We start from the raw sequence: 13,141 nt of genomic DNA, 5'->3' as shown, positions 1-13,141 counted from the left end.
ACGCCGCGCACCGGCCGACCAGGAAGGAGAAGCGTTTCAGCACACTTTCGGCCAAACTTCCGCGTCACTCCGCCGTCACGGAGGTGCCAGGCACCCGTTTCCCGCACGCCACACGACCACCTTCCACCCCGCCCAAATCGGCGTCCGCCCAGACCAAGCCCTCATTTCCGGTCACGCGACGACTCCCTCTCCTCCCCATCCCGCACACCCGCCGATCACTCTCCGCCGCCATCCGAACTCGGAACGTTTCGCGCTTCCCTTTTTCGAACACTCGTACGAACATAGAAGACATGGCCACCATCGACCGGCATGCCTCCACCCTGGCCCTCGCCCACGCTCTCTCCGTCGCCGAGCGCGGGCTCCCCGTCATCCCGCTGTCCCGTTCGAAGCTCCCCGCGCTGCGCTCCCCGCACCACGACGAGCCGCAGCCCGCGCTCTGCCGGGGCGAGTGCGGGCTGCCGGGGCACGGGGTGCACGACGCGACCACGGACCCGGCAGCCGTACGCGCGCTCTTCGCCGCCGCGCCCTGGGCCACCGGGTACGGCATCGCCTGTGGCCGCCCGCCGCACCACCTCATCGGCATCGACCTGGACACGATGAAGCCGGGTCAGACCGAGCCGGAGGGGGCCGAGCCGGGGCGGGCCGAACCGAAGCGGGCCGAGCCGGGGCGGGCCGACGGGCGGATGGGGACGGCGGTGGGCCCGGGTTCGGCAGACGCCGTGGACGCGCGCGCAGGGGCGACGAGAGGGGCGGCGGTCCCGCCCCAGCGCGTCCCGGGGGCGGTGCGGCCATCACCGCCGTCGTCCTTCACACCGCTCACGGCCGATCCACCGCCCGAGTCCGTCGCGGCCCTCCAACACCTGGCGCTCCGGCACCTGTTCACGATCCCCGAGACCGTCGTCGTGATCACACCGAGCGGGGGACGGCACATCTGGCTCACGGGCCCGCCCGACCGGGTCGTCCCCAACTCCGCGAGCCGACTCGCGCCCGGCATCGATGTGCGCGGCGCGGGCGGCTATCTGGTCGGGCCCGGCTCGCTGACCAGCCACGGCGTCTACCGGCTCGCCCCGGGCACGGCCCATCTGGCGCCCGCCCCCTGCCCCGGCGCACTCCTCGATCTGCTCACGCCCCCGGCGCGCGCCCGTCATCACCGGGCGCACGGCACGGACCGCGGCCATGGACTGGTGCAGTTCGTCCTCGCCGCCCATGAGGGCCAGCGGAACACCCGCCTCTTCTGGGCGGCCTGCCGCGCCTACGAGAACGGCATCGGCGACGCCCTGGCCGACCGCCTCACCGCCGCCGCGGTCCGGACCGGCCTCACGGAGAGGGAGGCCCGGGCGACGATCGCGTCCGCGGCACGGCTGACGACGGCGTACTGAGGGCGCGGCGGCGGCAACGTACGTATGCGTAAGGGGCGCTGCCCATGGACCAGGGCCCCTTACACGGCTGCCTTCCTGAGGGCCCCGGCGACCCGTATCCGCCCCCGCCACACACCGCACACCATCGATGACTCGGCCACCGGCGCCCACCACCGGCCCCCGGCAGCAAACTGATCCCCTGTCACACTCCCGTGACAGGGCATGGACGATTCCCGCACAGCCCCTGCATAGATTTCCTTCTGCAGCCACCGCCCAGCCTCAACGGCCCCACCCGACAGAGGGGGCGGCATTGCGACTCTCCACCCTCCTCACTCACTCCGGCCCAGATGGCCGATCAGCAGCATGGAGTCGTTCATGTCGACCTACACCTCCCGTCGCGTCACCATCCACGCCGCGATCGCCACCGCCGCACTCGCCGGGGCCCTCCTCACCCCGTCCGCCGCGTCGGCCGCCACTCCGAACGGCTCGGCGGCGACCGCCCCCGAGAAGTGCACGTCGGTCGCGACCATCCCCTCGGTACGTAAGGGCCTGTCGGTCACGCTCACCAACCGCGTCCAGTCGGGGCCGAAGGCCGAACTCAAGGACGGCAAAGGCAAGATCGTCGCCACGGTCGACAAGTCCCGTACGAAGGACATGACGGCCGGTATCGCCATCATGGGAACCAGCACGGTCGTTCCGACGTTCTCCCAGTGGGTCGAGGGCGGTGAGCACGCGGCGAAGAACACCCCGTTCCCCAAGCTTCCCGCGGGCTGCGGCGCCGACCTGGGCGGCGACGCCTCGTACACGATGGTCAACGGCGAGAAGGTCGCCGTCCACAAGTTCTCCAGCGGGCACTACCGGGCCGAGTTCGTCTCCAAGGGGCATGCGGACAAGATCCTGGAGACCGTGGCGGTGGGCGACGACGTCGACGCGTACGTACACGGGATGCACGTGGTCCTCAACAGCTCCACCGGCAAGCTCCTCTCGGAGTTCAGCGCCACGCGCTCCGGTTGCACCGTGACCCGGATCGTCCCCAGCGTCTTCGGCCGGGGCCTCTCGGTGAAGCTGACCAACGGCCCGGCGGGACCGAAGGCCCAGCTGCGCGACGGCGGCCTCAAGGTCGTCAGCAGCGTGGACCGCGCGCACCCGAACGACGGCGGCTCCGGCATCAAGATCGTCGGTGCGCGCACCGCGACGCCGACGCTGGGCCAGCGCACCCAGGGCGGCGTCAACGTCCCCTACGTCATGACCGCGTTCCCGCCCCTGCCCAAGGGCTGCACGACAGCGAAGACGACGACCCCGGCCTCGACCGCCACCACGCCCGCCCCGGCCGCGTCCGCCCAGGCGGCGGGGAACCGGACCATGCCCAAGGGCGCGGTCGCCGCCGGTGCCGAGATCAAGGACGAGGGCACCGACAGGACCGCGCTGTACGCGGCCGGCACGGGCATCGCCGCCCTCGGCGCCGCCGGCTTCGCCCTGCTGCGCCGCCGCCGCACCGCCGGCCGTATCTGAACCCGCACGGCTCGGGGCGCCTCAACCTGACGGGGCGCCCCGGAACGAAAAAGAGGTGCCCCCGGATTTCCGGGGGCACCTCTTTTTCACGGGGTGACGGGTCGTACGACCCGCGCACGCGGTGGGTGTGGGATTTGAACCCACGGTGACATCGCTGCCACGACGGTTTTCAAGACCGTTCCCTTAGGCCGCTCGGGCAACCCACCCTCGCCCCGTCCCGGAGCGACCGGCGGCGGGGCTGCTACAGCCTAGCGGAGGCGTCATCGTGGTGCGGAGGCCTGCCGGGGGATGGACAGGCCTCCGTCGCCGGGGCCGAGTTCGCCGGGTGGGCGGCGCGGTCAGCTGTCGCCCATGCGCTCGCCCAGGGTGACCGTGACCGTCGCCTCCTTGCCGTCGCGCTGGTACGTCAGCTGGACCTGGTCGCCCGGCTTGTGCGTCCAGATCTCGCTGATCAGCGTCGGGCCGCTGTCGATCACCGTGTCGCCGAACTTGGTGATGACGTCGCCGGGCTTGAGGCCCGCCTTGTCGGCCGGGCCGCCGGACACCACGGCCGCGCTGCCGCCGGACGCCTGCGGGGAGATCTTGGCGCCCTGGCCCTTCTGGTCCATGGCGACGGTCGCGCCGATAACCGGGTAGACCGGCTTGCCCGTCTTGATGAGCTGCTCCGCCACGTTCTTCGCCTGGTTGACCGGGATCGCGAAGCCCAGGCCGATGGAGCCCGCCTGCGACTGGCCGAAACCGCCGCTGCCGGCCGACTGGATGGCCGAGTTGATGCCGATGACCGCACCGCGCGCGTCGAGCAGCGGGCCGCCCGAGTTGCCCGGGTTGATCGAGGCGTCGGTCTGCAGGGCGCTCATGTACGACGCCTTGGAGTTGGCGCCGTCGCTGGAGGACACCGGCCGGTTCTTGGCGCTGATGATGCCCGTGGTGACCGTGTTGGAGAGGCCGAAGGGCGCGCCGATCGCGATCGTCGAATCGCCGACGGCGACCTGGTCGGAGTTGCCGAGAGCGAGCGGGACCAGGTTGGAAGGGGCGTTCTTGAGCTTGATGACCGCTACGTCGTAGCCCTGCGCGCGGCCGACCACCTCGGCGTCGTACTTCTTGCCGTTGGAGAAGGTCGCCGTCAGCTTGCCGCTGCTGGCGGCCGACGCCACCACGTGGTTGTTGGTGACGATGTGGCCTTCCCTGTCGTAGACGAAGCCCGTGCCGGTGCCGCCCTCGCCGTCACCGCCCTGCGCCTCGATCGTCACGACGCTCGGCAGCGCCTTGGCGGCGACCGCCGCGACCGTGCCCGGTTCGCGCTTGAAGTCCTTGGGGGTGTCGGACGCCGAGACCGTGGTCGACCCGTCGGAGCCGTCCTCGCGGTCCGCCGCCCAGTAACCGATGGCGCCGCCGACGCCACCCGCGACCAGCGCGGCCACCAGGACGGCGGCGATCAGGCCGCCGCGGCGGCGCGGACGCTGCGGCTCGGGTGCGGGCGCGCCCCAGACCGGGCCGCCGCCTCCGCCGCCGTACGCGGGCAGCGCGGGCGGGGGCGTGGGCCAGCCGTCGGCGCCCTGCGGGTGAGCGGCGGGCGCCCCGCCGTGCGGCGGCTCGGCCGGGACCGGGCCGGGCAGTTGCGCGGTGGCCGGACCGGGCGCCGCCCCGTGCGCGGCGGCCGGGTCCTGCCCGCTCGCCGCCTCCGGCGCGGCCTTCGGCTCCGGCGTCGCGTGCGGGGACGGGGACCCGGCGTACGCGGCACCGGACTCCGCCATCGCGTGCGTGGCGGCCGGTTCGGCGGCGGGCGGCGCCGACGGGGCCTGCGGCATGTCGTGCTCGGCCCTGTGGGACGGCGCCGCGGCCCCCTCGGACATCACGGGAGGGGCGGGAGGCGCGGGCGGTGCTGATGACGGGGCAGGCGGGACGGCCGGGACCGCGGTGCCCTCGTTCTCGGTGCTCACAGCTCTCTCTCCTCGGTTCCACTCAGTCTCGGGGTCGGTATGGTTCGGCTGGGGACGCGACACCGACCATGGTGCGTCAGGGGTCCGACAATCGCGTATCGCACGGTGCGGACGTGTGCACATGTCAGCGCTCAGCTTTTCCCACAAGCTGTCAGGCCACTGTAAGCAGGAGCTGTGTATTCGTGCTCCCACCCGCAAGCCGCCCCCGCACCCCGCCGCAGTGGCACGATGACGCGGTGACCCAAGCACGGCAGCACGACAGTCATACGCCCCACCGGGCCTCGATCCAGGTGGTCGCCCACCGCGGCGCCTCCGAGGACGCGCCCGAGCACACCCTCGCCGCGTACATGAAGGCGATCGAGGACGGCGCGGACGCCCTTGAGTGCGACGTCCGGCTCACCGCCGACGGCCACCTCGTCTGCGTCCACGACCGCCGCGTCAACCGGACCTCCAACGGCCGCGGCGCCGTCTCCGCGCTGGAGCTCTCCGAGCTCTCGGCCCTCGACTTCGGCTCCTGGAAGGACAGCGAGGAGAGCCCGGACTGGGGCGACCCGTCCTTCACCTCCGTCCTGACCCTGGAACGGCTCCTCTCGCTGGTCGCCGACGCGGGCCGGCGAGTCGAGCTGGCCATCGAGACCAAGCACCCCACCCGCTGGGCCGGGCAGGTCGAGGAGCGGCTGCTCCACCTGCTCAAGCGGTTCGGGCTGGCGGACCCGCCGCCCGACGGCGAGACCTCGCCGGTACGGATCATGAGCTTCTCCGCGCGCTCCCTGCACCGTGTCGCCGCCGCCTCGCCGGACATCCCGACCGTCTACCTGATGCAGTTCCTCTCGCCCCGGCTGCGGGACGGACGGCTGCCCGCGGGCGCGCGGATCGCGGGTCCCGGCATGCGGATCGTCCGCAACCACCCGGGCTACATCGACCGGTTGCACGCGGCCGGCCACCAGGTCCACGTCTGGACGGTGAACGATCCGGAGGACGTCGAACTGTGCGTACGCCTCGGGGTGGAGGCCATCATCACCAACCGTCCGAAGCAGGTCCTGCACCAGCTGGGCCGCCTCTGAGGCAGTCGCCGGAGGCCACTGAGGCTTCTGGAAGCGCCACTTCCGTGGCCTGCCTCCCCACCCGTGTCACCAGTCACACCGGTGACAGGGAGTGCACCGGCGCGTTCGGTCCGTGTTCGGGCGTGACGAGTGCGTCACCGGACGCCGGTTGGCCGGTTTCCGGTCCAGTCCATTGGGGCATTCACACCGTGGCGTGGGGTGAAGGAGGTCTCGGGGGTGGCGTTGGTGGTGGCACAGGAGGTGCCCACGTCGTCGAGCATGGCCGTGCCCCACGGTCCTGCGGGCGTGGGCAAGGCACGACACCGGATGCGCGAGCAGCTGCTCGGCAGCGGAGTGTCCGAGCCGGTGGTGGACGATGCCGTTCTGGTCCTTTCCGAACTGCTCAGCAACGCCTGCCGGCACGGCAGACCGCTGGGGCGCGCGGACGTGGGCGACGGGGACGTCCGGGCCGCCTGGCAGGTCGACAAGGCGGGGCGGCTGACGGTCGAGGTGACCGACGGCGGCGGCCCGACCCGTCCGATTCCGGCCACGCCTTCCGTCACCGCGCGCGGGGGCCGCGGTCTGAACATCATCAGCGCGCTCGCCCAGGACTGGGGCGTACGCGACAGCGCGTCCGGCGAGGTCACCGTGTGGGTGATCATCACCGCCGGGTACGACCGTGTGCAGGGGTGCGACACCGGCCGCGGCCCCTCCCCGGAGGACTTCGTCGCGCGCGTGGCGCTGCCGAGCCTGGAGTTCGCGGACGTCTTCGACGAACTGGACTGAGCACTCCGGCCGGGGGGGCGGGCCGAGTGCCGTCGTCCGGCGGCTGGATCGAGGGGAGGTCCCCGGGTCCCGTGGGCGATCCGGACCGGGACGGAGCCGTGCGGGGCTCCCTGATCCCCGCACCGCTCCCGCACCGCTCCCACGCCGCTCCCCGCGACTTGCACCGAGCCGTACGCCGTATCCCGACCGGTACGACTAGGCTCGCGCCCGACACAGCGACACCGCACCACCGCAGTCGGGAGAGCCACACCATGGCCAAGAAGCGCCCCCAGACGAAGGCCGCAGCGCCACAGCGCAGGAACGGGGCCGGCGCCGCAGGCACCGATGTCGAGGTTCCGGTCGTCGGAGCCCGCGAGCCCTGCCCGTGCGGCTCGGGCCGCCGCTACAAGGCCTGCCACGGCCGGGCCGCCTCGCACGCCGTGACCGAGCTGGTCCAGCGCCCGTTCGAGGGCCTGGCGGGCGAGTGCGACTGGGTCGCGCTGCGCGAGCTGGTGCCGGCCGCGACCGTCGAACTCACCCTGAAGGACGGGCTGCCCGAGGGCGTTCCGTCGGTGACGCTCGCGACCGTGCTGCCCATGGCGTGGCCCGCGCTGCGCCGCGACGACGGCTCGGTGCTGCTCGGCCTGCAGAACGACACGCCGTCCGGCGACATCAGCCGCGACCTCGCGGACACGCTCACGCGCGCGTTGACGGCGGAGCCGGGTACGCCGGTCGCCGCCCAGCGCGTCGACCCGCAGGGCCCCCGGCTCCAGGACCTGCTGGACCCGGCCGCCGCGTTCGAGCCCGCCGTGCACAGCGGCTTCGAGTTCTGGGTGCGGGACGAAGAAGGCACGGAGAACATCACCCCCGAGGTGACCGCCTCCCTGGAGCGCGCCAACGCCGCCGCCATCCCGACCGTACGGCTCACGTCGGTCGACTCGTCCTACTGGTGCGAGACGCCGGAGAAGAACCACCTGCGGTGGGTCATGCCGCACCCGGAGGAGCGCCTTCTGGACGCGCTCGCCCGGCTGCACGCGGCCGGCACCTCCTCGCTCGGCGAGGGCACCCGGCTGGTGGGCTCCTTCCGCGCGCACGGTCTGACGGTTCCGGTCTGGGACCTGCCGAGCGCGATGACGGCGGAGGAGTGCGAGAAGCCGGCCGCCGCGTTCGCCGAGCGGCTGGCGGCGGCGCTGGCGGACGAGACTCCGCTCACCCCGGAGGAGCGCCGGGCGCGGGGCGGGCTCACCAACCGCCAGGTGACCCTGAGCTGAGCGTGACGGTCACTGTCACGGGACGGGTGACTCGCGTCACAACTCCCGGTAGTCGCAGATAAATCGGTGTCCGAATAACCGAGATCGAATTTGCGAATGACAGATCTCTTGTTACCGTTCTAAGAGCCCGGTCGCTGGTGCATCCCCCGTCGCCAGCGACCGGGCCCTTCCATTTCCTCTTACGGTTCGCCGCACGCGCCCACGTGGCCGTCTGCCGCTCAACGAGCCGTGGCCCCCGCCGAGTTGACCGCCTCGCCGTCGGGCGCATTGGACCCGGAGCGCAGCAGAAGAGGCGCGTCCTCGCTTGTTCCGGCGAACTCCGCGACCGCCGAGTACGCGCCAGGTTTTCCCCTCGCCGGCTCCCTCGGGGTCTCGCATACTTCCGGCTGATCTCCCGTACCGACCGGACAGTTCATCTGTACGGTGTGGCCGCCCGGACCCATCAGGGTGAGCACTGAGCGCAACCGTCCGCCCGTGGCGTTGCGGTAGTAGGTGCGGGCCCAGGCGTCGCGCGCCTCGGTCAGCACACAGGTCTGCGCCTCGATGCCGTCGGGCGAGACGAGTTCCGGCCCGCAGTGGGCGGCCGGCTCGGCGGGTCCGCGTGCCACGCGCGCGTGGGGCGCCTGTTTCGCGTCCTCCGGCACGGACCTGGGGCCGGCGCCGGACTCGGGCTCGGAACCCGTGGAGCCGGGCGCCGCCTCGTCGCGGACGCCAGGATCGGCATGGGTGGCGTCGGACGGGGCGGGATCGCCGCCCGCCGACCCGGCGCCCGCAGGTTCCGGCTCTTCGACCGGACCGGCCGAAGCCGCCAGCGGCAGCAGCACCGCGAACACCACCACGGCCCCGATACCGATCATGCGGAGGTTCACGGCGGCCCACCCATCCCATGTAATTCTTGCGGTGGGCCGAAGATAGCGACGGAAAGCGGGCGCCCGGTCGCCCGCACGCCCGTTTCCCGTACATCTGGGGCGCTCTCGCACCCGAACGAGTGACACCGGGTCCCGACGGGAACTCGGCGGCCGTCCTGTTCGCTGTCCTGGTACGCGGACCGGGCGACCGGCTCAGTACGCGAGCCGGGACCCGCCGTCCGGTGCGCTGGTCGCCGCCGTGACCAGCGCGTCCACCACCGCCTCCACATCCGGCAGCCAGGGCCTCGCCGATCCCGGCAGCGGGGCCCGCTCCCAGCGCACCTGCCCCTTGCCCGTCTCGGACGGGGGCAGCACCAGATATCCGCCCTCTCCGTGGAAGCGGAGCGAACTGGGCACCCAGTCCTTGGAGTAGAGGAGGTCCCCCAGCCGTTCCAGCGAGTACGGAGCGACCAGCAGCGACCACCGGGTGGGCGTCGCCACCACCGGGCCGAGCCGGATGCCCATCTCGTCGAAGACCGAGAGCGCCCGCGCCCCGGCGACGGCCGGGAGGCTCACCGCGCACGGCGCCGTGCCGCCCGTGGCGAGGAGCACCGGTGCGGCCGGGCGGTTGGTCCACCACCAGCGCACCAGGCGTTCATCGGTCGAGGCCGCCAGGAGACCGGGGTCGAAGGGGTGCGCCCCCGGGACGGCGCATTCGGGGTCGGGACAGGCGCAGCCGCGGGCCCGGTCGCCGCGGCCTTTGGCCGTCGTGAGTCCCACACCTGGGAGTACGGGCCATTTCCACTCGGTCGCGCAGGTCAGCGCGGCGCCAAGCCGAGCAGCCGTTTCACTGCGCCGGAACCGGAGCCTGCGTCGCCTTCCGAGGATCTCGCGCATGAGCGCTCGTTCCTTTCCGTTGAACGCCGAGGTCCACATCACACCATGTGTGCATCACTTCACTGCGCGTACATGATCTTTGAGCTCTGCGAGCCTGCGGTACGGGTAACCCGTCAGGACCGAGCGGGGGCTGTGACCATTAAAAGCATGGCGAGGGGTGGCGTGCGCGTGGCGCTTGCCGTCCCTTGTGCAAAAAACCCCGCCACTCGGGGAGGGGGCGCGGCCGTCGGTTGCTAAGACGCCCTGGCCCGCCGGCAGGTTCCGGGACACCGTCAACTGCCCCTGGCCATCACCGAGTACGTACCCAACCCGCTCGATATGACGCGCTCTTGAACGTCCTCAGTCGACCCCAGAGATGCGCCATGGGGGGCAATTTTCCGCCAAGTTGAACACCCCTTGGACACCAATAATCTCGCCATGACAATGCTGGACATCCCCTTACTTGTGCGTGTACATCTGGATGCATTGATGGCGGCGCAGATTGACATGGGGGTTTGCGATGCTATTGAGCGAAACCGACCGGTCGGAAAGCCGACTGCCATGAGCGCCCCGCACCTGCCGAAAGTGGCTGGAATCGATCCATCAGTTCCGCCTCCCGCGCACACTTCCGCGCCTCTGCCCACATCCGCCCCCGTCACCACCGCAGCCCCTGGCGCAGTGATCCAGGACCGGCTGGCCGGGTGGGTCTCCGACCTGACCACGCTGCACGAGCTGACCGAGCGCCTCGCCCGCACCTCGCTGCTCGACGACGCCCTCGACGAACTGCTGCGTGCCGGTGCCGCGCTGGTCGGCGCACGCCGCGGCCTGGTCGTCCTGGAGCCCGCCGACGGACTCGGCCCGGCCGTCACCACCGGCCTCGGTCTCGCCCACGCCGACCTCGGCCACATCGAGACCGTCCCGCGCAGCGCCACCCCGTACGGCAGGATCCTCGACGGCCTCCCCGGCGCCGACGGCGGCTCGGACCTGGTCGGCGAGGCGGGCTGCGGCCCCGACCTCCGCCACCGCGAGGTGGCCGCCCGGCTCGGCTACGCGGCCAGTTACACGCTCCCCCTCACCACCGACGCGGGCGTCCGCCTCGGCGCGGTGGTGTGGCTCTACGACGAGCCCGCCGAGCCGGCCGAGCGCCGCCGCCATCTCATCGGGCTCTATCTGGGCCAGGCCGCCGAGCACGTCGACCGATTGGTCGAGCTGGACCGTGCGCGCACCCGGCTGGCCACCGTCACCGAGGAGCTGCTGCCGAGCAGGCTCCCCCGGGTGACCCGGGTGCAGCTCGCCGCCCGCCACCGCACCGGGCCGCACGGCGGCGGCGACTGGTACGACGCGCTGCCGCTGCCCGAGGGCGCGCTCGGCCTCGCGGTCGGCTCCGTCACCGGGTCCGGTCCGAGCGCCGTCGCCGCCATGGGCCGGCTGCGGGCCAGCCTGCGGGCGTACGCGGTGATGGAGGGCGAGGACCCGGTCGCCGTCCTCTCCGACCTGGAACTGCTGCTGCGGCTGACCGAGCCGGCCCGCTCGGCGACCGCCCTCTTCGCGTACTGCGAGCCCGCGTGCCGCAAGATCGTGCTCGCCGGGGCCGGGCACACGCCGCCGCTGATCGTCGGCGAGCGCCGCACCGAGTACGTGGAGACCTCGCTCTCCGCGCCGCTGGGGATGCTCGCGTGCTGGGAGGCACCGAGCGTGGAGATCGAGCCCGCGCCCGGAGAAACGGTGCTGCTGTACACCGACGGGCTGCTCCACCGCACCGGCGACCCGATGGACCGGGCCTTCGCCCGCCTCCACGCCGCCGCCGCGAGCGTTCCCAGGGCCGCCCGCGAGGACCCGGGCGCGATCGCCGACCATGTGCTGCGGACCGTGCTGCCGGACGGGCTCGACGCCTCGGGCGGCGCCGAGGACGTGGTGCTGCTCGCGGCCCGTTTCGCGTAGCGGTCGCCTACGGGGTGTAACAGGTCCTAGGGCCCTGGACCCTTTTCCACCCGCCCGTACGATGGACGGAGGTCCAGTGTCGTACTAAGTGGAGGCAGACCGTGGCCGAGCAGCTCACCCCGGAGACCCCGGAAGAGTCGGAAGAGCAGCCGATCAAGCAGCGCAAGAACGGCCTGTACCCGGGCGTGTCCGACGAGCTGGCCGAGAACATGAAGTCCGGCTGGGCCGACACCGAGCTCCACGGACTGGAGCCGATCGCCCAGGCCGCGCACACCGCCGACCGGCGCGCCGCGCTCTCCGCGCGCTTCCCCGGCGAGCGCCTGGTGATCCCCGCGGGCAACCTGAAGACCCGCTCGAACGACACCGAGTACAGCTTCCGGGCCTCCACCGAGTACGCGTACCTCACCGGCGACCAGACCCAGGACGGTGTGCTGGTCCTGGAGCCCAGGGGTGACGGGCACGAGGCGACCGTCTATCTGCTGCCGCGCTCCGACCGGGAGAACGGGGAGTTCTGGCTGGACGGCCAGGGCGAGCTGTGGGTCGGCCGGCGCCACTCGCTGAGCGAGGCCGAGCAGCTGCTCGGCATTCCGGCCAAGGACGTCCGCGAGCTGGCCGCCGCGCTCAAGGAGGCCACCGGGCCGGTCCGCGCCGTCCGCGGCCACGACGCCGGCATCGAGGCGGCGCTCGCCGACAAGGTCACCGCCGAGCGCGACGAGGAACTGCGGGTGTACCTGTCGGAGGCGCGTCTGGTGAAGGACGCCTTCGAGGTCGCCGAGCTGCGCAAGGCCTGCGAGGCCACCGCGCGCGGCTTCGAGGACGTCGTCAAGGTGCTCGACAAGGCCGAGGCGACCAGCGAGCGCTACATCGAGGGAACGTTCTTCCTGCGCGCCCGCGTCGAGGGCAACGACATCGGCTACGGCTCGATCTGCGCGGCCGGACCGCACGCCACCACCCTGCACTGGGTGCGCAACGACGGCGCCGTGCGCGCGGGCGAGCTGCTCCTGCTCGACGCCGGTGTCGAGACCAACGAGCTGTACACCGCCGACGTGACGCGCACGCTGCCGATCAACGGCACGTTCTCGCCGCTCCAGCGGAAGATCTACGACGCGGTGTACGAGGCCCAGGAGGCCGGTATCGCCGCGGTCCGGCCGGGCGCCCCCTACCGCGCCTTCCACGACGCCGCCCAGCGCGTCCTGGCCGAGAAGCTCGTCGAGTGGGGCCTCTGCGGCGACCTGGACGTGGAGAAGGTCCTGGAGCTCGGCCTCCAGCGCCGCTGGACCCTGCACGGCACCGGCCACATGCTCGGGATGGACGTCCACGACTGCGCCGCCGCGCGCACCGAGAGTTACGTCGCGGGCGACCTGGAGCCCGGTATGTGCCTGACCGTCGAGCCGGGGCTCTACTTCCAGGCCGACGACCTGACCGTGCCCGAGGAGTACCGCGGCATCGGCGTGCGGATCGAGGACGACATCCTCGTGACCGAGGACGGCAACGAGAACCTGTCCGCCTCGCTGCCCCGCCGGTCCGACGAGGTCGAGGCGTGGATGGCCCGCGTCAAGCAGGGCTGACGCCCGGAGCCTCACTACG

General features: G+C 72.3%; 10 protein-coding genes and 1 tRNA gene. 7 read left to right on the top strand and 4 right to left on the bottom strand.

Annotation, left to right across the window (positions count from 1 at the left end; genetic code table 11):
* Window positions 1–290 precede the first annotated feature (290 nt).
* Window positions 291–1,379 carry a bifunctional DNA primase/polymerase gene (locus ACZ5ID_RS06585; protein ID WP_468894019.1) on the top strand — a complete coding sequence of 363 codons (1,089 nt, stop codon included), beginning with the start codon at window positions 291–293 and terminating at the stop codon, window positions 1,377–1,379.
* Window positions 1,380–1,733: 354 nt separating this feature from the next.
* Window positions 1,734–2,870 carry a hypothetical protein gene (locus tag ACZ5ID_RS06580; RefSeq protein ID WP_468894017.1) on the top strand — a complete coding sequence of 379 codons (1,137 nt, stop codon included), beginning with the start codon at window positions 1,734–1,736 and terminating at the stop codon, window positions 2,868–2,870.
* A 119-nt stretch (window positions 2,871–2,989) separates the two neighbouring features.
* On the opposite strand, the gene ACZ5ID_RS06575 is transcribed toward ACZ5ID_RS06580, so the two are convergent.
* Both ACZ5ID_RS06575 and ACZ5ID_RS06570 read right to left on the bottom strand, forming a co-directional pair.
* Window positions 2,990–3,076 (bottom strand) — tRNA-Ser (locus ACZ5ID_RS06575).
* Window positions 3,077–3,208: 132 nt separating this feature from the next.
* The gene (locus tag ACZ5ID_RS06570; RefSeq protein WP_468894015.1) at window positions 3,209–4,810 is read right to left on the bottom strand and encodes a S1C family serine protease; all 1,602 of its coding nucleotides are present in this window, start codon (window positions 4,808–4,810) and stop codon (window positions 3,209–3,211) included.
* Between the two features lie 236 nt (window positions 4,811–5,046).
* Between ACZ5ID_RS06570 and ACZ5ID_RS06565 the strand changes: the two genes are divergently transcribed.
* From ACZ5ID_RS06565 to ACZ5ID_RS06555, 3 genes are all read left to right on the top strand, one after another.
* A complete protein-coding gene (locus ACZ5ID_RS06565) occupies window positions 5,047–5,874 on the top strand; it encodes a glycerophosphodiester phosphodiesterase (RefSeq protein ID WP_406551732.1) in 828 nt (275 codons plus the stop codon).
* Window positions 5,875–6,003: 129 nt separating this feature from the next.
* Complete coding sequence (locus ACZ5ID_RS06560; RefSeq protein WP_468894012.1) at window positions 6,004–6,639, top strand: ATP-binding protein; 636 nt, start codon at window positions 6,004–6,006, stop codon at window positions 6,637–6,639.
* A gap of 251 nt (window positions 6,640–6,890) precedes the next feature.
* On the top strand, window positions 6,891–7,889 hold the full coding sequence (locus ACZ5ID_RS06555) for a DUF5926 family protein (RefSeq protein ID WP_468894010.1): 999 nt from the start codon (window positions 6,891–6,893) through the stop codon (window positions 7,887–7,889).
* A 218-nt stretch (window positions 7,890–8,107) separates the two neighbouring features.
* On the opposite strand, the gene ACZ5ID_RS06550 is transcribed toward ACZ5ID_RS06555, so the two are convergent.
* Both ACZ5ID_RS06550 and ACZ5ID_RS06545 read right to left on the bottom strand, forming a co-directional pair.
* On the bottom strand, window positions 8,108–8,758 hold the full coding sequence (locus ACZ5ID_RS06550) for a hypothetical protein (RefSeq protein ID WP_468894008.1): 651 nt from the start codon (window positions 8,756–8,758) through the stop codon (window positions 8,108–8,110).
* A 192-nt stretch (window positions 8,759–8,950) separates the two neighbouring features.
* A complete protein-coding gene (locus ACZ5ID_RS06545; RefSeq protein WP_468894006.1) occupies window positions 8,951–9,634 on the bottom strand; it encodes a bifunctional DNA primase/polymerase in 684 nt (227 codons plus the stop codon).
* Between the two features lie 423 nt (window positions 9,635–10,057).
* Here ACZ5ID_RS06545 and ACZ5ID_RS06540 point away from each other — a divergent pair, with 423 nt between their 5' ends.
* Window positions 10,058–11,554 (top strand): PP2C family protein-serine/threonine phosphatase, encoded by a 1,497-nt coding sequence (locus ACZ5ID_RS06540; protein WP_468894227.1) that lies wholly within the window; start codon window positions 10,058–10,060, stop codon window positions 11,552–11,554.
* 101 nt (window positions 11,555–11,655) lie between these two features.
* Window positions 11,656–13,122, top strand: a complete 1,467-nt coding sequence (locus ACZ5ID_RS06535) for an aminopeptidase P family protein (protein ID WP_468894004.1) — start codon at window positions 11,656–11,658, stop codon at window positions 13,120–13,122.
* Window positions 13,123–13,141 lie beyond the last annotated feature (19 nt).

The organism is Streptomyces sp. NPDC031670 (assembly GCF_055580545.1).
This window is presented reverse-complemented; position numbering and strand designations above follow the sequence as displayed.

Coding starts and splice junctions, on each gene's coding strand:
- ACZ5ID_RS06585 (WP_468894019.1), top strand. CDS start 291: ATGGCCACCATCGACCGGCATGCCTCCACCCTGGCCCTCGCCCACGCT.
- ACZ5ID_RS06555 (WP_468894010.1), top strand. CDS start 6,891: ATGGCCAAGAAGCGCCCCCAGACGAAGGCCGCAGCGCCACAGCGCAGG.
- ACZ5ID_RS06580 (WP_468894017.1), top strand. CDS start 1,734: ATGTCGACCTACACCTCCCGTCGCGTCACCATCCACGCCGCGATCGCC.
- ACZ5ID_RS06540 (WP_468894227.1), top strand. CDS start 10,058: ATGCTGGACATCCCCTTACTTGTGCGTGTACATCTGGATGCATTGATG.
- ACZ5ID_RS06545 (WP_468894006.1), bottom strand. CDS start 9,634: ATGCGCGAGATCCTCGGAAGGCGACGCAGGCTCCGGTTCCGGCGCAGT.